The organism is Roseibium sp., assembly GCF_965276855.1.
Taxonomy (GTDB): Bacteria; Pseudomonadota; Alphaproteobacteria; order Rhizobiales; family Stappiaceae; genus Roseibium.
Genome location: NZ_OZ255700.1, coordinates 1,857,246 through 1,880,586 on the forward strand (window position 1 = coordinate 1,857,246; position 23,341 = coordinate 1,880,586).

At 57.9% G+C, this 23,341-nt stretch carries 16 protein-coding genes; 3 read left to right on the forward strand and 13 right to left on the reverse strand.

Annotated elements, in window-relative coordinates:
- Window positions 1-11: 11 nt before the first annotated feature.
- The 3 genes from ACQY4Z_RS08475 to ACQY4Z_RS08485 all read left to right on the forward strand — a co-directional run bounded on the left by ACQY4Z_RS08475 (window position 12) and on the right by ACQY4Z_RS08485 (window position 4,836).
- On the forward strand, window positions 12-1,406 hold the full coding sequence (locus tag ACQY4Z_RS08475; RefSeq protein WP_428528363.1) for an L-serine ammonia-lyase: 1,395 nt from the start codon (window positions 12-14) through the stop codon (window positions 1,404-1,406).
- A 105-nt stretch (window positions 1,407-1,511) separates the two neighbouring features.
- Window positions 1,512-3,221: an aspartate-alanine antiporter gene (aspT, locus tag ACQY4Z_RS08480; RefSeq protein ID WP_428528365.1), complete on the forward strand. Its 1,710-nt coding sequence runs from the start codon at window positions 1,512-1,514 to the stop codon at window positions 3,219-3,221.
- Between the two features lie 19 nt (window positions 3,222-3,240).
- Complete coding sequence (locus ACQY4Z_RS08485; RefSeq protein WP_428528367.1) at window positions 3,241-4,836, forward strand: bifunctional aspartate transaminase/aspartate 4-decarboxylase; 1,596 nt, start codon at window positions 3,241-3,243, stop codon at window positions 4,834-4,836.
- A 12-nt stretch (window positions 4,837-4,848) separates the two neighbouring features.
- Here ACQY4Z_RS08485 and ACQY4Z_RS08490 read toward each other — a convergent pair whose 3' ends face one another.
- From ACQY4Z_RS08490 to ACQY4Z_RS08550, 13 genes are all read right to left on the reverse strand, one after another.
- On the reverse strand, window positions 4,849-5,466 hold the full coding sequence (locus ACQY4Z_RS08490) for a GntR family transcriptional regulator (protein WP_428528369.1): 618 nt from the start codon (window positions 5,464-5,466) through the stop codon (window positions 4,849-4,851).
- A 172-nt stretch (window positions 5,467-5,638) separates the two neighbouring features.
- Window positions 5,639-7,000 (reverse strand): FAD-dependent oxidoreductase, encoded by a 1,362-nt coding sequence (locus ACQY4Z_RS08495; RefSeq protein ID WP_428528371.1) that lies wholly within the window; start codon window positions 6,998-7,000, stop codon window positions 5,639-5,641.
- A gap of 31 nt (window positions 7,001-7,031) precedes the next feature.
- Window positions 7,032-8,117 (reverse strand): anhydro-N-acetylmuramic acid kinase, encoded by a 1,086-nt coding sequence (locus ACQY4Z_RS08500; RefSeq protein ID WP_428528373.1) that lies wholly within the window; start codon window positions 8,115-8,117, stop codon window positions 7,032-7,034.
- Window positions 8,114-9,463: an aspartate aminotransferase family protein gene (locus ACQY4Z_RS08505; RefSeq protein ID WP_428528375.1), complete on the reverse strand. Its 1,350-nt coding sequence runs from the start codon at window positions 9,461-9,463 to the stop codon at window positions 8,114-8,116. The genes ACQY4Z_RS08500 and ACQY4Z_RS08505 overlap by 4 nt, the downstream gene beginning before the upstream one ends.
- A 178-nt stretch (window positions 9,464-9,641) precedes the next feature.
- Window positions 9,642-11,132: a siroheme synthase CysG gene (cysG, locus tag ACQY4Z_RS08510; RefSeq protein ID WP_428528377.1), complete on the reverse strand. Its 1,491-nt coding sequence runs from the start codon at window positions 11,130-11,132 to the stop codon at window positions 9,642-9,644.
- On the reverse strand, window positions 11,107-13,797 hold the full coding sequence (locus ACQY4Z_RS08515; RefSeq protein WP_428528379.1) for a molybdopterin-dependent oxidoreductase: 2,691 nt from the start codon (window positions 13,795-13,797) through the stop codon (window positions 11,107-11,109). Before ACQY4Z_RS08515 ends, cysG begins: the two co-directional genes overlap by 26 nt.
- A 49-nt stretch (window positions 13,798-13,846) precedes the next feature.
- Entirely contained in the window at window positions 13,847-14,194 is a 348-nt protein-coding gene (nirD, locus tag ACQY4Z_RS08520) for a nitrite reductase small subunit NirD (RefSeq protein ID WP_209172541.1), read from the reverse strand.
- On the reverse strand, window positions 14,191-16,644 hold the full coding sequence (nirB, locus tag ACQY4Z_RS08525) for a nitrite reductase large subunit NirB (protein ID WP_428528381.1): 2,454 nt from the start codon (window positions 16,642-16,644) through the stop codon (window positions 14,191-14,193). The genes nirD and nirB overlap by 4 nt, the downstream gene beginning before the upstream one ends.
- Window positions 16,645-16,660: 16 nt before the next feature.
- A complete protein-coding gene (locus tag ACQY4Z_RS08530; RefSeq protein ID WP_428528383.1) occupies window positions 16,661-18,421 on the reverse strand; it encodes an ABC transporter ATP-binding protein in 1,761 nt (586 codons plus the stop codon).
- Between the two features lie 10 nt (window positions 18,422-18,431).
- A complete protein-coding gene (locus tag ACQY4Z_RS08535; protein ID WP_306148318.1) occupies window positions 18,432-19,514 on the reverse strand; it encodes an ABC transporter permease in 1,083 nt (360 codons plus the stop codon).
- 83 nt (window positions 19,515-19,597) lie between these two features.
- Entirely contained in the window at window positions 19,598-21,004 is a 1,407-nt protein-coding gene (locus ACQY4Z_RS08540; protein ID WP_428528386.1) for a CmpA/NrtA family ABC transporter substrate-binding protein, read from the reverse strand.
- A gap of 392 nt (window positions 21,005-21,396) precedes the next feature.
- Complete coding sequence (locus ACQY4Z_RS08545) at window positions 21,397-22,506, reverse strand: CmpA/NrtA family ABC transporter substrate-binding protein (RefSeq protein ID WP_428528388.1); 1,110 nt, start codon at window positions 22,504-22,506, stop codon at window positions 21,397-21,399.
- 59 nt (window positions 22,507-22,565) lie between these two features.
- Entirely contained in the window at window positions 22,566-23,153 is a 588-nt protein-coding gene (locus ACQY4Z_RS08550) for an ANTAR domain-containing response regulator (RefSeq protein ID WP_428528390.1), read from the reverse strand.
- Between the last annotated feature and the right edge of the window lie 188 nt (window positions 23,154-23,341).

The window sequence follows — 23,341 nt, forward strand, 5'->3', positions numbered from 1 at the left end:
ACTCTTCAACGATGTTCATCAGCGTTTTTGATATTTTCAAGATCGGTATCGGCCCCTCCAGTTCACACACTGTGGGACCGATGGTAGCAGTTCACCGCTACGTTGATCGTCTGAGGGCCAACCCGGCCGTATGCCGGTCGGCGTCACGCATCACAGTGACGCTTCATGGGTCTTTGGCGTTTACCGGAAAGGGACACGCCACCGACAAGGCGGTGTGCCTTGGATTGTTGGGCGCAACTCCGGACACGCTGGACCCGGATCAAGTCGAACCGATGCTGGAGAAACTAGCTTCAGATAAGCGCTTGCGGATCGACGGTCTCTTTGACCTTCCGTTCCATCCGGAAAAGGACGTGATCTTTGACTACGGCCCCTCATTGCCACTTCATGCGAATGGCATGACCTTTCATCTTCTTGGCAGCGACGGCTCGGTACTCGACAGTTTTGTCTTTTATTCTATCGGTGGTGGCTTCGTCGCCAGCGAAGCAGAACTGCGCAAGACAACCAACGAACCGGTCAATGAGCTCGCCCGGCAGGAAGTTCCCTTCCCGTTCGCTTCCGCCAAACAAATGCTGGAGATGGGCCAGGACCATGGCCTGAGCATTGCGGACATGAAACTGCAGAATGAATGCGCAGACAAAACAAAGGAAGAGGTCGAGGCGGGCATCGACAAACTCTGGTCTGCAATGGACGCTTGTATCAATCGCGGCATCACTCAGTCCGGCATCCTTCCAGGCGGTTTGAAGGTGAAGCGACGGGCTGCTGACATCTATGAAAAGCTAATCAAGGAAGGCCGCTCAAACCCTCCGTTTGAACACAATGTCGTCGACTGGCTGGGTGTCTATGCCATGGCAGTCAACGAAGAAAACGCCGCTGGAGGGCGGGTTGTCACGGCCCCGACCAATGGCGCTGCTGGCGTCATTCCGGCGGTCACCCGCTACTATCTTGACCATTGCCCTGACGCGGACGCGAATGGCATTCGCACGTTTTTGCTTACAGCTGCTGCGATTGGCGGCATCATCAAGTCGAATGCCTCGATCTCTGGTGCCGAAGTTGGGTGCCAGGGCGAAGTCGGCTCAGCATCCGCCATGGCTGCAGCGGGGCTCTGCGCGGCACTAGGTGGCACCAATGAGCAAATCGAAAATGCTGCTGAAATTGCCCTGGAACACCATCTGGGCATGACCTGCGACCCGATTGCCGGCCTTGTCCAGGTCCCCTGCATCGAACGCAACGCACTCGGCGCTGTAAAAGCCGTAACGGCGGCCTCATTGGCTTTGCGCGGCGACGGCTCGCACTTTGTTCCCCTTGATGGCTGTATCGAGACCATGCGCCAAACCGGCATGGACATGATGGAGCAATACAAGGAAACATCCAAAGGCGGTCTGGCGGTCAACATCGTAGAATGCTGATCCTTGCGGTGACAGTGATTTAACTTGCCCATTAGGTTGTAATCGTCCCATTCTCAAATCACCGTGCAGTTCAGTTCTGAGCCCGCCGGTGCATTGGGAGCGGCCATGGAATTGTTTCAATGGTTGGCGGGGCAGTCCCCGCTGATTTATCTTTTTGTTGCCGTTGCGCTCGGGTATCTCGTAGGCAAACTCAAGGTCGGCAACTTTGTGCTTGGCGGCATTGCCGGGACCCTGATCGTTGGCGTCGTACTAGGCCAAAGTGGCGTTCAAATCGACAGCAGCATCAAGAGCATTTTCTTCGCACTCTTCATTTACGCCGTCGGTTATCAAGGCGGCCCACAGTTTTTCCGGGCCTTGTCCCTCAAATCTCTCAACCAGCTTTTGTCCGCGGCCACCATGTGCATTTTGGGCCTTCTGACTGTGCTGGCCTTTGCATATGGATTTGGCCTTGATCGCGGTACAGCGGCGGGATTGGCTGCCGGCGGGCTCACTCAATCGGCCATTATTGGAACCGCAGGCGAGACAGTTCAAAAACTAAACGTATCGGCAGACCTGAAGGCGTTGATGGAAACCAACATCGCCGTTGGTTATGCGGTCTGCTACATCTTCGGGTCAATTGGCCCCATCATCATGGTCACATGGTTTTTTCCAACCATCATGCGGTGGGACATCCGCAAGGAAGCCATCAGACTCGCCGAACAAATGTCAGGAGGCACCAAGACGCTGGAACCAGGTGAGTTCAATGCCGCAGACCGGATCGATACTCGGTTTTACCAGTTGGCAGCAGGAGGCCCGCATCTTGGCCAATCGACGTCCGCTTTCGATGCCGCCGATGACGAGGTTGCCGTTGAAGCCGTATTGCGCAGCGGCCAGGAGCTGGACATCGACCAAGACCCGGCGCTGGAAGGAGGCGATATCGTTGCCATAACCGGGCTTGTCTCGGTTCTTGATACACCACCAAGAGACTGGGGTCCCGAAATCGAACCGCCAAGCGGATATTCTCTGGTTCTTGAAAACCGCCATTTGGTCCTCACCAATCCAGACTATACTGGTAGCAAGCTGCAAGGCATTCATGATCATACAAAGTCAGCAGCCCTCCGGGATGTTTTCATCACCGGGGTAAAGCGCGCTGGCCGCGATTTGCCACTCCTACCAAACCTGGAAATCCATAAAGGCGACGAGTTGCAACTGACTGGAAGCGGGCGGGATCTCGACGCCGTCCAAAAGTCGATTGGCTATCCTATCAGTGCGGCCGCGATCACCGATTTTGTATTTTTCGGCCTCGGGATGACGCTGGGTCTGCTTTTGGGCCTGATCGAGTTCCGGATTGCAGGCATTCCGGTTTCGATCGGCAGCGGCGGCGGTTGTTTGTTGTCCGGCTTGTTGTTTGGATGGCTGCGCAGCACACATCCGCGCTATGCGGCCCTGCCGACCGGTGCCGTCAATTTTCTTCGCGACTTTGGGCTGGCCGTCTTTGTCGCGGTTGTCGGGATCAGCGCAGGACCTCAAGTTCTCACAACTTTGCAGGAACAGGGTCTAAACCTGTTCCTCTTCGGGATCGGTGTAACACTGATTCCTCAAGTGATCGGTTTTTTCTTTTCCTACTACGTGCTGCGCATTCAAAACCCAATCGAGGCATTGGCCTGCCTCGTCGGTGGACGCAGTGCAAATCCCGGCTTTGCTGCGCTTCTCGGCAAAGCAGGGAACGCAACCCCAGTCGTCAGCTTCACTGTCACTTATGCCGTTGCAAACGTACTCCTGACCCTCTGGGGTCCGCTGATCATCGGCCTGGTCTCAACCAACCCAACCCCATAAGTTTCCTTGGAGTTCAAACATGGCAAAACTCGATTACTCCGGTTTTGAAGAGCTCAGTCCGTTTGAGCTTAAGGACAAGCTCATCGAAATCGCGACATCTAGCGCACAGCGCATGATGTTGAATGCCGGACGCGGCAATCCGAATTTTCTCGCAACGGAACCAAGGCACGCCTTTTTACGGCTTGGCGATTTCGCCTTGGAAGAGGCTGAACGGTCTTACTCCTATCTCGACAGCGGTTTCGGAGGTCTGCCGGAACATGACGGGCAGCTTTTGAGATTTGAGAATTACCTGCTCCGGCAAGACAAGCGGGAGGGTATCAGCTTTCTGAAGGCCGCTTTTTCTTACGCAAAGGATCAATTGGGGATCCACCGGCACGATCTAATCTTTGAGCTGGTACAAGGCTTCCTTGGGTGCAATTACCCGGTCCCACCGCGCATGCTCACCTGTGCCGAACGGATTGTTGGAGATTATCTCAGTAAGGAAATGTTTGGCGCAGAGCCGCGCAAGGGTCCCTATTCGATGTTCGCGACCGAAGGCGGGACTGCCGCAATGACCTACATTTTCCAGACGCTGAAGGCCAATGGGTTGGTCAAACCCGGCGACAAGGTGGCCCTCGGCACGCCGATCTTTTCACCTTATCTGGAAATCCCGCCGTTGCCGGACTACTGCATGCCGATCGTCGACATCCGGATGAATGAAGATACGGACTGGCAGTTCAGCGACGAGGAACTGTCAAAACTCGAAGATCCATCCATCAAGGTGTTTTGCATCGTCAATCCGAGCAACCCGCCTTCAGTGAAACTGTCAGACGAGTGCCTCGCGCGCGTTGCTGCAGTCATCAATGAAAAGCGGCCGGACCTTTTTGTCGTAACGGATGATGTGTACGGGACCTTTGCCGACGACTTCGTGTCGCTCTTCGCCAAATGCCCGCGCAACACCTTGTGCGTTTATTCTTTCTCCAAGTATTTCGGTGCCACCGGCTGGCGCCTCGGTGTCATAGCGCTTCACGATGACAATGTTTTCGAAAAAGCTCTCGCGCAATTGCCGGAAACAACGAAGGCCGAACTCGACAAGCGTTATTCGTCTTTGACGACTGAGCCGCGGTCCATCAAGTTCATCGACCGTCTTGTGGCCGACAGCCGCGCTGTTGCCCTCAATCACACAGCCGGAGCGTCCACACCGCAACAGGTCCAATTGACGCTGTTTGCTCTGGCAGGGCTGCTCGACCGGGACAATAAATACAAGAACTCAGCCAAGAGCCTCATTCGGAAACGCTTTGACACCCTGGAACTGAATATGGGGGTGAAACCCAAACATGAGGTCAACGACGTCAACTATTACACCCTCATCAACCTCCAGCACTTGAGCGGCCGGTTATACGGGGAAGAGTTCGCCAACTGGTTTGTTGACCAGAAGAAGGGGTATGATTTCCTCTTCCGGCTTGCGGAAGAGACCAGCGTCGTGCTGTTGCCTGGAAAAGGGTTTGAGGTGGTCGATGCCTCTGCCCGCGTGTCCCTCGCCAATCTGACCGAAGCCGAATACGCCAAGATCGGCGCTTTTGCCCGGCAAGTGATTACCGAATATCACGCCGAATATGAACAGGGGCGATCCTAAGCATCAAGTGGTTCAAATCTGCTGCAGACGGGTTTTGTGGGCGTGGGCGATGTGGAGCCGGGCGGCGGCTTCAGCAGCATCGGAGTTGCCGTTGGCAATCGCGGTCACAATGGCCGCATGCTCTTCCACGGCCGTTTCCCGGCGCTCCGGCGTGTCCAAAGTTGTTCCCGCCATCAGGATCAGGGACAGACGCAAATGCTCGATCTGATCGACCAGATAGCGGTTGTGCGAAGCAAGGCACAGGCGCCGGTGAAACTCCCGGTTTGAGCGGACGAGGCTGTCCGTATCGGTGACCCGTTTGCGGTCCGCATCCACCAAATCCTGAAGGATTTCGATTTCCGGTTTCGAGGCGTGCTTTGCGGCAAGGCCCGCAGCTGTTCCCTCAAGAACCTCCCGCATGAAATACACTTCGTTGATCTGGTTGTGATCGAGCGTCGGGATCACCATCCCCCGGTTGGGTTCATGCACGGCAAGGCCTTGCGCCTCTAGCCGTTTCAACCCCTCACGGATCGGCGTGCGGGACACACCGAAACTCTCGGCCAGATCGGCTTCGCGCAGCCGGTCGCCCGGCTTGAGGGTGCGTTCTTCGATAAGGCCGATCAGCCGGTGATAGATTTCAGATCCGTTCATGGCAAATCTGATAGCCTGTGGAAGCCCTTATGCCAAGCACGATAGTCGGTAGGACACGAAGACGCACCGCGTCAATGACACGCGCTGCCCCGGTCTGTAACCGGGGCGATGGCTTTTTGGTCCCGGCGCGAGGCCGAGACAGCACTTCAAATTTGACTATGAACGACCGTCCTCAGTGCAGCCGGACGCCCTGACGCTTCAATTCGGTTTGCAGCAAGGAAACATCCATCGCATCCAGGTCGATGCCGTGTTTCACGGAGATCGCGGCTGCAACGCCAGCGCCTTGACCGGTGACCGTGCAGCACATCATGTTCCGTGTGGCCGCATGGCTGACCTTGTCGCCTCCGGTAGCCCGTCCGGCAACGAGCAGGTTTTTGACACCCTTCGGCACCATCGTGCGGTACGGCAACTGGAAATAACGGCCAGTTGTCGGCAGGATCAGGATGCCATACCCGTCAATGAATTCCGGAAAAATGCCGACACTGTCGTCAAACCGGCCCTGCTCACGAACATCGTGGCCGGTCATGTCATAGACAGCCCCGATCTTGCGGGTGTCCCGGATGCCGATGGTCATACCGAAATTCCGGAGCTTGGCGTCTTCACAGCCCGGCTGATAGCGCTTCAAGGCTTGAACCGCAAGCATGGCCTGACGGCGGCCCTCGATCTCGTTCATTGTCATGGAGTCCGGATCGGTCCCGTCGCACTCCGGCAAGTGCACCAGATTGAGATAGGTCAGATCCCCGCTGTCATAAACAGCGCCCCAGGTCCCGGAAATGGTCTGCAGATGAGCAGGAATAATGCCCGCTTCCAGAGCCTGCTTGAACGGCTTCTTCAGGAATGGCGAGAACATCTTGTCCTCCTTGCCGGTGGTCTCCACCGTCCATTCGCCGCTTTCCCAGTCCTTGTAGGTATGCGGGTCGGCCTTAACGGCCTCCATGAATTTCCGCTTGTCGACACCGTTCATAGAAAACATGACGGAGGCCGCCTGCATTTCCTCAACTGGCGTTTTTTGCGTCTCAGCGCCGGCGCGGTAGGCAATGTCGGCATCGCCCGTTGCATCAATCACGCGCTTTGCGAGGATCGCTTCACGGCCCGCCTTGCTTTCAGTAATGATGCCCTTGATCTCGTTGCCGTCCATGATTGGAGCCGCAAAGGCACGATGCATCATCGGCCGGATACCGGCTTCTTCAACCAGATTGTCGGCGACCAGCTTGAAGCCTTCCGCATCGATCGCATCGCTGTCCGATTGCGGTTCCGGGGTCGTAGCGCCAGCCTCGCGTGCGCGGCTTTCAAATTCCCGGCCGACACCTTCCGTATCGACGGTCCTTTCGTGCCGGTACCAGGCAAAGCCTTCGACGCCTACAGCCGTGATGTTACCACCCAAACAGCCGAACCGCTCCACAAGCGTCACATCAACGCCGGCGCGCGCGGCGCCAAGTGCAGCAGACAGTCCGCCCGGGCCAGAGCCGACCACCAGAACATCCGTTTCGTGAATGATGTCAATTTCGCGCGCGGGTTCCGTGATTGTCTTCACGATGCCTCCAAAACCTCTTGAGAAGCGGCACTTACTCTCCGGGCTGGTAGAGCCGTCCGCCAATCACCGGGCCGCTGGCTCCGGTCGTTTCTGGGAAGGTTGTCGGCAATCCGGCCAGCAGCCGCGCGCCTAAAAACGCCATCGCCTGTGCTTCAAGCGCATCGCCATCGATGTTGTAAACATCCGCCGAAACGACGTCACCGGACAGCTCTTCCTGTAACCGGCGGAGTAACACGGGATTATGGCGCCCGCCACCACAGACCAGCCACGATTTCACACGTTTTGGCAAAAGTGTTTCTGCCACTGAGATGGTGCCGATCGTGAACGCCAAAAGTGTTGCCGCGCCGTCTTCAAGGCTCAATCCTTCAACGAAATCTCCGGAAAAGCTGTACCGGTCCAATGACTTTGGTCCAGCCTCCGACAAAAACGGATGGGATAGAGCATCCGCAAGACGGTCTTGCGAAACTTTGCCTTTTGCCGAAATCTCACCACCAGCATCATAGTCACCAGCCCCATGCCGCCGGATCCAATCATCCAGCAGCGCATTCCCCGGCCCTATGTCGAATGCAAGCAGGGTAGCACCGTCAATAAAGGTGAGATTGGACACGCCACCGATATTCAAAAAGCAGATCGGTTCCTTTTCACCGCCGACCAGAGATCGCGCGAGCGCCTGATGGTAAACCGGTACGAGCGGCGCGCCCTGCCCTCCGGCCGCCATATCTGCCAAGCGAACGTCACCGATCACCGGAAGCTTCAAGATGTCCGCCAACAGTTGCGAGTCACCGAGCTGGATCGTCTCGCCTGCGTCCGGATCGTGCCACACGGTCTGACCATGAAAGACGACAGCATCCGGCACCAACCCGTGTTTCCCTAGAAACGCCCCAATAGCCTCGACATGGTCTTCGGTCACGGCACGAGCCAGATCCGGCCAAGTCTCCCGGCCCGTTCCTTTCTTCGCCGCAGCCTCCAGAACACGCGTTCGCGTTTCCGGCCGGTAGCTGATGGTCTCAGCTGGGCCAAACGCACTCACTTCACGTCCGTCGATCCTAATCTCTGCCAGATCAATTCCGTCGGCGGATGTGCCGCTGATCGTGCCGACAATCGACCAATCGGTCATAGAAGCGCTGCCGCCTGGAGGCTGTCCTCCGCAATGTCGAACATCTCCTTGATCTGATTTTCGGTGATAATCAACGGCGGGCAGAAAGCCATGGCGTCCAGCATGTTACGCGAGATCAGGCCCTTTTCAAGGAATACCGCGTTTGTTCGCGCGCCAAGTGCACCCGGTGTATCGGCCAACGCTTCGTGGTGAAGCTCTGCCGCACCGATGAGCCCGATCCCCCGGGTTTCAACCACCAACGGGCTTTGCGCCAGACCGGCGAGCCGCTTCTGAAAAAGTGGCGCCATCGCGCGCACGTTTCCAACGAGATCGCGCTCTTCAATGATCTTCAGGTTTTCCAGGGCAACCGCTGCCGCAACAGGATGACCGCTACCGGTATAACCGTGACCAAGGACGCCAATCTTGTGGGATTCGTCCGCAATCGGCTGATAAACGTTGTCATTGATTAAGAGCGCCGAGATCGGCTGATAGGAGGATGACAATGCCTTCGACAGGGTCATGATGTCAGGCTGCAGATTGTAGGTCTCGGTCCCGAACATGTTTCCGGTCCGGCCAAACCCGCAGATGACCTCGTCGGCCACGAAGAGAATACCGTATTTTTTGAGCACAGGCTGAACCGCCTCCCAGTACCCGTCCGGCGGAACGATCACACCGCCCGCCCCCATGACGGGCTCTGCAAAGAAGGCCGCAATCGTCTCCGGGCCTTCGGCGAGGATCAGATCTTCCAGATCCTGGGCACAGCGCTTGGCAAAGTCCGCTTCGCTTTCGCCGTCTTTCTTCTGGCTGCGGTAATGCGGGCTCGTTGTGTGCAGGACTTGCGGCAGGGGCAAATCGAAGGAGCGGTGATTGTTCGGAAGGCCGGTCAGGCTTGCCGAGGCGATCGTCACGCCATGATACCCCCGAACGCGCGAAATCACCTTTTTGCGCTCCGGCTGGCCCAGCGCATTTGACCGGTACCAGATCAGTTTCAGCGCCGTGTCATTGGCCTCGGACCCGGAGTTGGTGAAATAGACTTTGGACATCGGCACCGGCGCCATTTCGATCAGCTTTTCGGCAAGCTCGATCGACGGTCCGTGCGTCTTATAAGTAAACGTATGGTAGTACGGCAGCTTTTCCATCTGGCGGGCGGCAGCATCGACCAAGCGCTTTTCGCCGAAACCGACGGCAACACTCCAAAGGCCGGCCATGCCTTCAATGTAGCGCTTGCCGTTGATATCGGTGACGTAAATCCCCTCGCCCTTATCGATCACAAGAGACCCGGTCTCTTCTTGCTTGCGGGCATCTGCATAAGAATGAAGCTGGACCGCAACATCACGGGCTTCAAGGGAATTGGGGAGCTGCGTCATGAACCGCCTCTGAGATCTTCTGGATCGATAATGACTTGGAAACCAAGAGCAACGCTGTTTCGCTGCTCCGGCTGATGCCCAAGCTAAAACCTTTCCGTTCAAACAGGAAGGGCTGAGTCATCGACTGCGTGTCAGCAAACTTCAGGAACAAAACATGTGAAGTTGATTTCGGGACCGCTCAGTTGGCAGCAGCAGCCCGGAGTTCTGTCTCATGATACGGCACTGCTTCAGCTGCTCGTCCAAAGTTAGCAAAGGCTTCACCGATCGCAATCAACACCGGGCCGTCTGTCGCCAGGCTATCCACTCCGTAAGCGAGCTCTGACAATGCACCCGACCAGCTGACAGAATTCTGCCGGGACACATTGGCCATCACCCGTACGGGAGTGTTTGGCTTGCGGCCTTCGGCAATCAAACGTTCGCTGATCTGGCCCGCCATACGACGTCCCATATAGAAAACGGTTGTTGTTGCGGGATCTGCAAGCCCGTTCCAATCGACCGTGTCAGGAAGTGCTCCCTTGCGCGAATGCGCCGTCACAAAACGCACAGCCTGAGCGTGATCGCGGTGAGTCAGCGAGACGCCGAGTTCGGCGGCCATCGCAGAGGCTGCGGTAATGCCGGGAACAACGCTGGCCGGAATGCCTTCCTCAGCCAGTCTCTTCAGTTCCTCACCCGCCCGTCCGAAGATCATCGGATCGCCGGATTTCAGCCGGACGACGTGTTTGCCCTGTCTGGCGAGCGACACCATCATGTCGTTGATGTCTTCCTGACGGCAGCTTTCCCGTCCGCCGCGCTTGCCGACCAGCATGCGTTTGGCTTCACGGCGCGCGAGTTCCAGAACACTGTCGTCGACCAGATCGTCAAACAGGATGACATCGGCGGATTGAAGCGCCCGCATGGCCTTCAGGGTCAGGTTTTCCGCATCGCCCGGCCCGGCACCGACCAAGGTCACCCGGCCCTGCCCAACGTGAGCTGCCTCGCCGAAAACGTCTTCCAGATCACGGCTTGTTGCCTCTTCTTCGGCAGCCTTTCCGGAAAAGGCCATGTCGGTGAACCGTTCCCAAAACCGGCGGCGCTCTGCTCCCGGTGCGAGGTTTTCCAGAACGCGGGCCCGGATCCGGCCCGCAAGCGCTGCCCAGTCCTGAAGCGAGGTTGGCAACAGCGTTTCAATCCGCCGCCGGATCGCCTGACCGAGGATCGGGGCAACCCCATTGGTCGAGATGCCGATGACGACCGGTGAGCGGTTGACGATGGAGCCGAACTGGAACTCGCAAAACGGAGGATTGTCGATGACGTTGACCGGAACGCCTACGGACTTGGCGGCGCAATAAAAGGCCTGTGCCGCGCCGTCCGAGGGGGCATCGGCGATGGCAAGGGCGGCCCCTGAAATCACGTCCGTGCTCCACGGACGGGCATGATGAACAAAGCGCCCCTTCACGCTGCCGCGCTCCAAAAGCGTTTCAAACACCTCGCTAAGCTCTTCGGCAAAGACGTGCACTTCTGCCCCGCTGGCGGCCAGAAGTTCCGCCTTCCAGGCGGCAGCATCCGTTCCTCCGGCGAGAACCACCTTGCGGCCTTCAAGCGGAAAGAACAACGGCAGGCTCGCCAAAGGCTCGACCCTTGCCGCACGCCGTTTGGGGCGCACTTCAGCTGGCTTGCGCGATGTCGGCATCTTCACGTGTCTCCTTGGCAACAGCGTCGAGCAGGGTCTGGATTTCGGAGCGGCAGGATCCGCAATTGGTCCCGGCTTTCAGGCAAGCGCCGATCGCCTTAACAGTGGTCGCGCCTTTGGCTGCTTCTGCGGCAATTTCCGAGCTGCCGACTTGAAAACAAGAGCAGACGATTGCGCCCTTGTCCGGAAGATCCGCTGGCGGGCGGCCCGCAAGAACCCGGAATCTTTGATCTTTGGTGGACGTTTCAGCGGTCAACATCCCACAGGCCCAAGGACGGGAAACAGCGACGGGATCAGGCGCGAAGAAAAACGCTCCGGCAAGGTCTGCGCCGGTCCAGCCGGCAATCCTGAGCGCGCCCGTTGTGCCGTCTTCGAACCGAAGGAATTCTGTGTCTTCAGGAAGGAGCCGGCCCACAAGATCTTCGGGATTGGTGGACCTGTCGCCCGCCAGTTCGATGCGCCAGCCGCCTTCCGTCGGTGCAATCGCCCAATATCCGGTATCGAGCTGGTTCGGCTTTTCTCGCAAGACGGCGAAGCCATGCCAGGCAAATTCCAGTTTGCGAATGGCAACAGGTGTGAACTTGGAACCGGGCTGACCGGACACCGGATCGGTCTCCGGCGCCACCACGGCATCGATCCGGCCTCTGGAGCTCACCTGATCGGTCCAGTGCATCGGCACGAACACAGATCCTTTCGGCGCCCGGTCGGTGATCTGCGCCCGGACAACGGCAGACCCGTGTGGGCTTTTGACTTCAATCAGATCGGCTGCAGCAATCCCGGCATCGCGTGCATCTTGCGGGTGGAGTTCGGCGAAAGGCTCGGCAATATGCGAAGACAAGCGTGGCGTTTTGCCTGTCCTCGTCATGGTGTGCCAGTGATCGCGGATCCGGCCGGTGTTCAGAACCAGCGGGAACCGCCGTTCGCGCTTGCGCGGTTCCTTGTGAGAGACTGCAATGAAATTCGCCTTGCGATCAGGTGTGAAAAAACCGCCCTTGGCAAAGAACCGCGTTTCGGTGTTGCAAACGGTTGCCCCGGCCTGCGGCCACTGGACGGGCTCCAGATCGTCGAACGCGGCTGCCGGGATGTCTTTCAGGGCACTGATATCGAAATCCCGTGAGCCGTTGTTTCCCGCATTGGACAGTGCTGCGTGTTCGCGGAAAACAGCGTCCGGGCCGTCGTAGGAAAACGCATCCTCAAACCCCATACGGCGCGCAACTTCCGCCAGTTGCCACCAATCGGGTTTTGTATCGCCTGGTAAATCCAGGAACTTCTTTTGCCGTGAAATCCGCCGCTCGGAATTGGTGACAGTGCCGTCCTTCTCGCCCCAGGCCGCGGCAGGCAGACGAACATCCGCATAGGCGACGGTATCGGCTGCCCGGGTCACATCGGAGACGACCACAAACGGGCAGGTCTTGAGCGCTTCGGCGACCCCATCGGCGTCCGGCAGGCTGTCGACCGGATTGGTGGCCATGATCCAGAGCGCCTTGATCTTGCCGTCCCTTGCCGCCTGGAAAAGGTCAACCGCTTTCAACCCCTGTTTTGATGCAATGACCGGGCTCTGCCAGAAGTCTTGCACGAGCGCACGGTGGTCCGGGTTTTCGATCGCCATGTGAGCGGCAAGCATGTTGGCAAGGCCGCCGACCTCCCTTCCGCCCATGGCATTTGGCTGGCCTGTTGCCGAGAACGGCCCCATCCCCGGTTTGCCGATCCGGCCGGTTGCCAAGTGCGTGTTGATGATCGCATTGACCTTGTCCGTGCCGACAACCGATTGGTTGACCCCCTGGCTGTAAAGCGTAACTGTCTTTTCGGTTCGCGCCACCAGTGTGTAGAAGGTCGCGATGTCATGGGGCGTCAGGCCGGTTTCATCTGAAATCCGGTTGATTTCACAAGGACCAGCCGCCGCGAGTGTCTCTTCAAAGCCGTTCGTATGGGCCGCGATATAGCTGCGATCCAGGGTTTCTGTTTCCGCAAGGAAGGACAGCAGGCCATTGAACAGCGCGACATCCGTGTCGGGCTTCAAGCCAAGGTGCAGATCGGCGATGGCGCAGGTTGCCGTTTCACGCGGATCGACCACGACGACCCGCATGTTCGGATTGTTTGCCTTTGCCGCTTCGACCCGCTGAAACAGCACCGGGTGACACCAGGCAAGGTTTGACCCGACCAGCACGAGAAGATCGCAGGTTTCAAGATCCTCATAGGTTCCCGGAACGGTGTCGCTGCCAAACGCGCGCCGGTGGCCGGCAACGGACGAGGCCATGCAGAGCCTGGAGTTGGTGTCGATGTTGGCCGAGCCGATGAAGCCTTTCATCAGCTTGTTGGCAACGTAATAGTCCTCGGTCAGGATCTGGCCGGAGACATAAAACGCAACGCTGTCCGGCCCGTGATCTCTGATGGCTTCAGAGAATTTACGGGCAACAAGGGTGAGCGTGCTGTCCCAATCGGACCGTTTGCCGCCGATTTCCGGATACAGCAGCCGGTCTTCCAGCGACAGGGTTTCCCCCAGCGCCGACCCCTTTGAGCACAAGCGGCCAAAATTAGCGGGATGATCCGGATCGCCGGCAATGCCCACCGATCCGTCTTCCTTGAGTGTTGCCAGCACCCCGCACCCGACCCCGCAATATGGGCAGGTGGTCTTGACCGTTTTTTCTTTTGATGTGCCGGTCATCGGGCGCGGCTCCTTGGGCTTTCCTCGAATTTTGATTGGATGGACGCGGTCAGCTTGCCGACCGGCGTGCCAGATCGTCGGCGGCAAGGAGCACCTTGCCGCCCTCGACTTTGGCGGCCGTCACCGGGACTGCGCCTTCATCGGCACCGGTTGCAAGACCCGTTGCCAGATCAAACACCCAGTTGTGCAAGGGACAGGTGACCGACGTGCCATGGACAATGCCCTGGCTGAGCGGCCCGCCCTTGTGGGGGCAGCGGTCGTCCAGCGCGAAGACTTCATCGTCAACAGTGCGGAACACAGCAATGCAGCCGGCATCGGTTTTCACCACCCGGGCGCCTTCGCGCGGGATGTCGGTCAGATCGCCGATCGCGACCCAATTCTTCAGTTCCGCATTCATTCGGCCGCCTCCCGCGTGAGTACTGCCATCGGCTTGAACTCGTGCTTGTCCTTGCCGGAGACACGCTCCGACCACGGATCGACCTGGGCGAATTTCTGGGAGAAGACAAAACGGTCGTAGTAAGCTTTGCGCTTGTCCGTGTCGTCCATGATCTGACGGCGGATCTCGTCATAGCCGATGCGTTTGGCCCATTTGTAGATCCGCTCTAGGTAGTGACCCTGCTCGCGGTACATTTGCGTGAGTGCGACGATATGTTCGAGGGCCTCGTCTTCGGTTTTGACGAGACCGAGGACCTCGGTTCCCTTGATGTCGAGCCCAGCCGCGCCCGCAAAATGGATCTCGAAGCCGCTATCGACACAGACTACACCGATGTCCTTGCAGGTTGCTTCGGCGCAATTGCGCGGGCACCCCGAGACAGCCAGCTTCAGTTTGGCTGGTGTCCAGGAGCCCCACATGAACTTCTCGACCCGGATGCCGAGCCCCGTGGAGTCCTGGGTTCCGAAGCGGCACCAGTCCGTGCCCACACATGTCTTCACGGTCCGAAGGCCCTTGGCATAGGCCTGCCCGGACACGAACCCGGCCTTGCCGAGATCGGCCCAGACGGCGGGCAGGTCTTCTTTCCTGATGCCCAGCATGTCGATGCGCTGGCCGCCGGTGCACTTCACCGCAGGGATGTTGAACTTGTCGACGACATCGGCAATCGCGCGCAGCTCTTTAGAGGAGGTCATCCCGCCCCACATGCGCGGCACGACGGAATAGGTCCCGTCCTTCTGGATGTTCGCGTGGACGCGCTCATTGATGAAACGGGACTGATAGTCGTCCGCATATTCATCCGGCCAGTCGCTGACGAGGTAGTAGTTCAGCGCTGGGCGGCATTTGGCGCAGCCGCCGGAAGAGTTCCATTCCAGTTCCTGCATCACGGCAGGGATGGTCTTCAGTCCCTTGGACTTGATCAACCGGCGGACGTCCGAGTGCCCGAGATGCGTGCAGCCGCACATCGGCGTGACAGCGGACGGATTGTAGGCATCGCCAAGTGTCACCTGCATCAATTGTTCGACCAATCCTGTACAAGTCCCACAGGATGCCGAAGCCTTGGTGTGGGCACGCACGTCATCAAGGGATGTCAGGCCCTTGTCAGTGATCGCGCCTACGATTTTTGATTTACATACGCCGTTGCAGCCGCAGATTTCCGCATCATCCGGCAAGGCTGCAACGGCCGCCGTAGGGTCCAGGGGGGCGCCCCCCTGATACGCCTGGCCAAAGATCAAGGTCTCCCGCATTTCCGAGACATCTGATTGTTTTTTCAAAAGATCGAAGAACCACGGGCCATCGGCTGTCTCGCCGTAAAGCACCGCGCCAATTATCTTGTTGTCCTTCAAAACGAGGCGTTTGTAGATCCCGGCGCACGCATCGCGCAGGACGATTTCCTCACGGTCTTCGCCTTCGGCAAAATCGCCAGCCGAATAAAGATCGACGCCGGTGACTTTCAGTTTTGTTGCCGTCACCGAGCCAGAGTACTCGGAGGCGCCACCAAGAAGATTGTCCGCGATGACCTCGGCCATCTCGTAGAGCGGAGCTACCAGGCCGTAACACTGGCCATTGTGCTCCACGCATTCGCCGAGGGCATAGATATCCGGGTCGGCTGTGCGCATGGTGTCGTCAACGAGAATGCCGCGGTTCACATCCAGTCCGGCAGTCTTTGCAAGATCGGCGGACGGGCGAATACCAACCGCCATCACAACGATGCTGGCTTCGATCTCAGTTCCGTCATCCAGCCGGATACCTTTGACGTTCCCGGCACCGTCATCGACGATCTCGTGGCTGTTGGCTTTGGTGCGCACATCAATGCCACGGCGCTTGAATTCTTCCTCCAGAAGAAACCCGGCAGCCGGATCGAGCTGGCGTTCCATCAGCGTCGGCATCAGGTGAAGGACCGTGACCTCCATGCCCTGCATCTTCAGACCGGCTGCGGCTTCAAGGCCGAGTAGCCCGCCACCGATCACAACAGCGCGGCCACCGCCCTTTGCTGCTTCCAGCATTTGGTCGACATCATCAAGGTCGCGATAGGTGAGGACGCCATTGAGGTCCTTGCCCGGCAGCGGGATGATGAAGGGATTGGACCCGGTCGCGATGACCAGCTTGTCGTAGTCGACTGTGATGCCGTTTTCCGATGTGACGGTTTTGGCAGAACGGTCGATCTCTGAAACGCGGGCCGACTTGTGCAGTGTCACGCCATGCTCAGTGTACCAGTCGTCGCCATGGGTGATGATATCTTCATAGGACTTCTCACCGGAGAGGACCGGGGACAACATCAGCCGATTGTAGTTCACCCGTGGTTCGGCATTGAAGATCGTGACGTCGTAGGCGTCCTTGCCCTGATCAAACAGGTGCTCCAGCATCCGGCCCGGCGCCATGCCGTTGCCGATGATGACAAGCTTTTGTTTCGTCATGGTTGCCATCCCCCTTTCATTCCGCTGCTTCGATCGCGGCCTTTTGACGGGCCATGCGCGCAGCACGCTTTTCCTGGATGGATTTGAGTTGGTCTTCACTCGGGTCCGCGCCGCCCTCATAAGCTTCGAGGAAGTCGAGAAGCTCTTCGCGGTAGGCGTAGTAATCCGGGTGAGCCAACAGTTCCTTGCGCGACCGTGGGCGTGGCAGATCCACCTCCATGATGTTGCCGATCCGCGCGTTCGGGCCGTTCGACATCATGACCACCCGGTCGGCGAGCAGGATCGCTTCATCAACATCATGGGTGACGCAGATCGCCGTCACCTGGGTGCGCTTCCAGACATCCATCAGGACATCCTGCAGTTCCCAGCGTGTCAGGCTGTCGAGCATGCCGAATGGTTCATCGAGAAGGAGCAGTTTTGGCGACAGTGCAAAGGCGCGGGCAATCCCGACGCGCTGCTTCATGCCATTGGACAGATCAACTGCCGGTTTTTGCATGGCATCGGCGAGACCGACCTTGGACAGGTAGTATTCGATGACGTCGCGCTTTTCCTGCTTCGATGCATCCGGATAGACCTTGTCGACGCCAAGGGCGACATTCTCATAAGCCGTCAGCCAGGGCATCAGGCTGGGCGCCTGGAACACGACTGCCCGGTCGGGGCCCGCCTGTGTGACATGCGTGCCGTCAAGTATGATGGCGCCCTCGGTGATCGGATTGAGACCTGCGACCATGGACAGAACCGTCGACTTGCCGCAGCCGGAGTGGCCGATCAGCGTGATGAACTCGCCCTTGTTCATCTTCAGATCGAACCCATCTACAACAGTCAACGGACCCTTTGGTGTCGGATAGACCTTCTTGAGTTGGGAGAACTCCAGGAAGCGCTCGTCTTTCAGTGTCTCGGCGGCTTTTTCATAAACGACCGGCAGATTGTCATCCGCCTTAAGCCGCTGGGTGATCGGAACGATGTTTGGCAGGACAATGTCGCGTTCCAGATCCGCACCGCGTTCGGCCCCAACCGCCATCAGATATTCGGTAATGTCTGCCCGAAGCTTGATGAAGTCGTCGTTATGGTTGAGCTCGCCCCGGTCACGCGGACGTTTGAACGGAACCTTGAATTCCGGCCCAAGCGTGGCGGACGTTCCGGGTTTCAATGGAACAATCCGGTCTGCCAGCAGGATCGCTTCATCCACGTCATTGGTGATGAGAACGATGGTCTTCTTTTCTTGCTCGCAGATCGCTGCAAATTCATCTTGCAGCTTGGCGCGGGTCAAAGCGTCGAGCGCGGACAGCGGTTCATCGAGCAGTAGGAGTTCGGGCTGCATGGCAAGAGCCCGGGCGACCGCCACGCGCTGCCGCATGCCGCCGGAAAGTTCCGCCGGCTTTCGGTCCTTGGCGTGGGCCAGACCGACCATCTCGATGTATTTGTCGCAGATTTCCTTACGCTCCCTGGTGCTCTTCTTCTTGAAGACACTGTCGACAGCAAGCGCGACGTTTCCCGTGACCGACAGCCACGGCATCAGGGAGTAGGACTGAAAGACGACACCCCGGTCCGAGCTCGGTCCGTCAACCTCCTTCCCCTTGAAGATGATCCCGCCGGTATCCGGTTCGATCAGGCCTGCAAGCAAAGAGATAAGGGTCGTCTTGCCGGTTCCCGAGAACCCGACGATGGCAATGAACTCACCATCGTCGACCTTGAGATTGATGTCGTCCAGAACATCGGTGCGGCTGGCGCCTTCACCGTAAGACTTCGAGACGCCGGAGATTTCCAAAAAGGACATCAGGGTCTCCTTACCGGTTGGCCGAGAATGTGAAGGCGCGCTGCAGGGCGAACATCAGCCGGTCGAGCATGAACCCGATGAGACCAATGGTCAGAACAGCAACCATAATTTTCGCAAGCGACTGGGAGGACCCGTTCTGGAACTCGTCCCAGACGAATTTGCCAAGACCCGGATTCTGGGCAAGCATTTCAGCTGCGATCAGAACCATCCAGCCCACACCCAGCGACAAACGTAGACCGGTGAAGATCAACGGTAGAGAGGACGGCAGAACCAGCTTGGTGATGGTCTTCCAGGTCGGGAGTTGCAGTACGCGGCCGACGTTCATCAGGTCCTTGTCGACAGAGGCAACGCCGAGCGCAGTGTTGATCAGCGTCGGCCACATGGAGCACAGCGTGACTGTCACTGCCGAAATCAGAAGGGATTTCGACAACCAGTCATATGGGTTCGCGTAAGTCGCAGAGACAATCATTGTGACGATCGGCAACCAGGCGAGCGGTGAGACCGGTTTGAATATCTGAATAAGGGGATTGATTGCGCCGTTGAATGTGCGCGACAGGCCCGAGGCAATGCCGAGGGGCACGGCGATGATGGTCGCGATCAGAAACCCGAGACCGACGGTTTTCAGGGATGTGCCGATCTGGTCTATGTAGGTCGGTTTGCCTGTATAGGTCCGGTGCTTGATGCGATCGGTTTTGCCTTCTGCGGCAAACTTAGCGTTGCGGGCGTCCTGCCGTTCATAAAAGGCGTCCGCCTTTTCGCGTTCCCGCACATGGTCTTCCCAAAGGTTGACCGTTTGGGTCCAAACTTGCGCTGGCCCTGGCACAGCGCCAAGGGATGTCTGGACTTGCGGTGCGAGCGCTGCCCACATGGCAAGAAACGCCAGGATACCGATCAGCGGGATCACGAGCACTCGCTTCAGCTCGCCCATCTGTTCTTTCGGGCTGTCACCAGCGGCGATTTTCAGGAGCGGGACCAGCCAGGAAAAGCCCAGCGCATCCAGCCAGCCACCGGCCTTATTGATCGAAGTAAAAAGTTTTTCCTTGCGGGCGGCCCGGGCAAGGTCCGGGGAGCTAGCTGTATCGGCATTGGCCATCGGTGGCGTCCCTTAACGTCTGAATTCTGGTGTTGGGGAGGTGGAGCGGCGGGGCTGCTAACCGCCGCTCCCACAGTCGGGGATTAACCGCCGACCACTTCGTTCCCGTCGACAACCTGCTTGCCTTTCAGACCGATCGGCAGACTGTCGATGTAGGCGTTCGGCTGTTTTCCGTCGTAGGCAATGCCGTCAATGATGTCGGCTGCCGGGGTCGGAGCACGGTAACCGTCGCTGTCCCACGGGAAGTCTTCCTCGGCCACATGACCTTCCTCGACCAGCATGCGGGCTGCTTTCAGATAGGTGTCCGGCAGGTAGACGGACTTGGCGACTTCGTCATACCAGCTGTCCGGCTTGTGCTCTGTGATCTGGCCCCACCGGCGCATCTGGGTCAGGTACCAGACGGCATCGGAGTAGTACGGATACGTGGCGTAGTAGCGGTAGAAGACGTTGAAGTCCGGAATCTCCCGCTTGTCACCTTTTTCGAATTCAAAGGTGCCTGTCATGGAGTTGGCGATGACCTCAGCATCCGCGCCAACATATTCGGAGCGGGCAAGGATCTCGACGGCTTCCATACGGTTGGCGTTGTCATTCTCGTCGAGCCATTTGGCTGCACGAATGAGTGCCTTCGTGACGGCGAGCGTGGTGTTTGGGTTTTCTTCCGTGAACTCCTTGGTCAGGCCGAAGACCTTTTCCGGATTGTTCTTCCAGATCTGGTAATCGGTGATGACCGGTACACCAATGCCCTTAAACACAGCCTGCTGGTTCCAAGGCTCACCCACGCAATAACCATAGATGGTTCCAGCTTCCAGAGTTGCCGGCATCTGCGGCGGCGGTGTCACGGAAAGCAATGCTTCGCCCATGATCTGACCGGAGATATCGCTTTCAGAATAGAAGCCCGGGTGGATATCGCCTGCTGCCAACCAATAGCGCAGCTCGTAATTGTGCGTGGAAACCGGGAAGACCATGCCCATGTTGAATGGCTTGCCTTCGTCGATGAACTTGTCAACGACCGGTTTCAGAGCAGATGCGCTGATCGGGTGTTGTGGACGCCCATCATCCATTGTGGGGATGTTCGGCTTCATCATTTCCCAGATTTCGTTGGAGACGGTGATGCCGTTGCCGTTGAGATCCATGGAGAACGGCGTGACGATGTGCGCCTTGGTGCCGAAACCGATTGTGGCGGCCAACGGCTGTCCGGCCAGCATGTGCGCCCCGTCCAGTTCGCCGGTGATGACGCGGTCGAGCAGTACTTTCCAGTTTGCTTGCGGCTCAAGCGTGACGAAGAGCCCTTCGTCTTCAAAGTAGCCAAGCTCGTAAGCCACAGCGAGCGGTGCCATATCGGTCAGTTTGATGAAGCCGAAGGTCAACTCGTCTTTTTCGACATCGAGCATTTCAGCCATGGCGCCGGTCGCCGGAACCAATGCAGTTGCAGCCAACAAAGTGCCGAGCGCGGCCCGCCGGGTGAATTTGAGTGTATCTCTGAGTGTCACGTTATGTCCCTCGCAGTTCTTTTTGCGCTGCAATGCAGCATTGGAAGGTCAAACAAAAAGCCGCCGACTGATCCTGCGGGCCTTGGGAGGAGGAACCTGCAAGTCAAATCGGCGGCTTTGCCTGAACGCCCACCAATGGGCGCAATATCGTTAGGCCATCGTCGGCCTCGTGTTATTGGTTAGCAGGAAGCGTGCCAACTACGACATTTCGAATTTTTCTCATATTTATCAAAGGCCCATGGGCCTAAGGAACAGAGATGATCTTTTGGCAGCGCAACATGTTTTGGCTGAAAATGAAGGCAGATGATGTTTTTTTGTGCAGCGCAACAGGGTGAAATGAATGGCAGAACCGCTCTTGATCATACCGAATTGCCGATGACCAATTCGGAGTTTCACACTTCGGACATATCGAACAAGCGGATGGTTTGCGGCTTCCCAATTGGCCCAATCCCGAGCGCATCCTCATAAAGGTCAGGCGAAAAGATTTCCGCGGCCTGTCTTTCCGCTTCAAGATCGGCCACCGCCTGCCCCCAGCGTACCATCTGGCTAAAGAACCAGACGCCTTGTGCGGGGGACGGCGCAGCGCGCAGTCCGCCAGAAAACGTTAGAAAGTCCGGTATGCTCTTGTGAGTATTTTGACCCAGCTTCATATCTCCGCCAAGGGCTGGCACGCAGAGGTCAGGAGAACAATCGATATACGTCGGGCCTGCGAGAAGCTGCGCGAGTTCAGTCAGATGATCAGACTGTGCGCACCAGTCGGCCGCGGCAGAGATTGCGCGCATCAACGCAGACAAGGTGTCCGGCTGGGCGTTTGCCCATTTCCGAGTGACACCGAGGACTTTTTCCGGGCTGTCAGGCCAAATCGCCTGTTTGTAAGTCGCAATCCTGCCAGTGCCAGCTTGAACCGCCGCGGTGTTCCAAGGTTCACCTACGCAATAACCGTCCAATTGACCTGCAGCGAGGGCGTCGGCCATCAACTGCGGTGGCACAACGGAGATCTCGACATCTAGATCCGGATCAAGTCCGGCTGCTGCGAGCCAATACCGAAGTTCGTAGGCGTGACCCGAAAAAGGATGGACAACGCCGAACCTCAGCCGGCTCTCGCCTCTCTCTTTGCGGGCAGAGAGAACCTTTGCAAAGGCTGCACCTGTGGAAGCGGGGTCGCCATCCATGTCTGCGCCAAAATCGACCATTTGCCGCCAGATGGGAATAGCAACCGTTATGGCGTTGCCGCCAAGCCCCAACACCATGGGGGCCAGCATCGGGACCGCCAGACTGGTCAGGTTAAGGCTTGCCGCGATTGGCATCGGTGCCAGCATGTGGGCAACGTCAAAATGGCCGACCGCCAGGCGGTCACGAATGTTCGCCCAGGACGTTTCACGGATCAGCTGGAGCGCAATGCCTTCTCGTTCAGCAAAGCCCTTTTCCTTTGCCGCCACCAACACTGCGCTGTCGAGCAGCGGTATGAACCCAGCAATCACCGGTGTCAGTTTGGTGCCCATAGTCTCCTGCTCTCCCCGATAACCGCCCCTCCCTGGCGTTTCGTTTTTTTCTGCATCCGTCAGTCTCCCAACAGCCCGCTGGCAATGACCAGACTTTGCGCGACTTCAATAATCTTTCGGCTTTGGTTCATCGCCGTTTTGCGCAGGAGGTCATAGGCCTCCTGTTCCGTGAGATTTTTCGACTTCATGAGAATGCCCTTGGCGCGGTCGATGGTCTTCCGGTCCGCCAATTCGTTGCGGGCGTCTTCCAGATCCTTTGTGAGTTTTGAAAACGCGCGGAAACGGCTGATGGCCATATCCAGGATCGGCTTGACGCGTTCCCGCTTCAATCCATCAACAATGTAGGCGGAAACACCGGCATCAACGGCTGCTTCGATCGATTGGCTGTCGGCCTTGTCGACAAACATTGCAATCGGACGCTGCACCGCCCGCGACACCTGAAACATGTGCTCCAGCCGGTCGCGGTTGGGATTTTCCAGGTCAATAACGATGACGTCCGGGTTGATGTCCGCGATCTGCCGGACAAGCCCCTCCATCTGGTGCACGAGAATGACTTTCTCATGCCCTGCATCGCGCAATCCCTCTTCAATGATGGATGCGCGGATCTTGTTGTCATCGATGACAAGTATGGATAGCCCGACCCTCATGCCCGCATTATGCGCAAGGTCATTTTTTATGCAATGCAGAAATGCTGCAGCGCGGCATCAAAACACAATCGCACCTTCTTGCGGCGTGATCGCTGCCGGGCTAAAGGCGGTGGCAATAGCAATTTGCGGATCTCGCAGCGGCGAGCCCATACTGTCTTTAAAGGACACACAGGGGCCAAAACCGGATA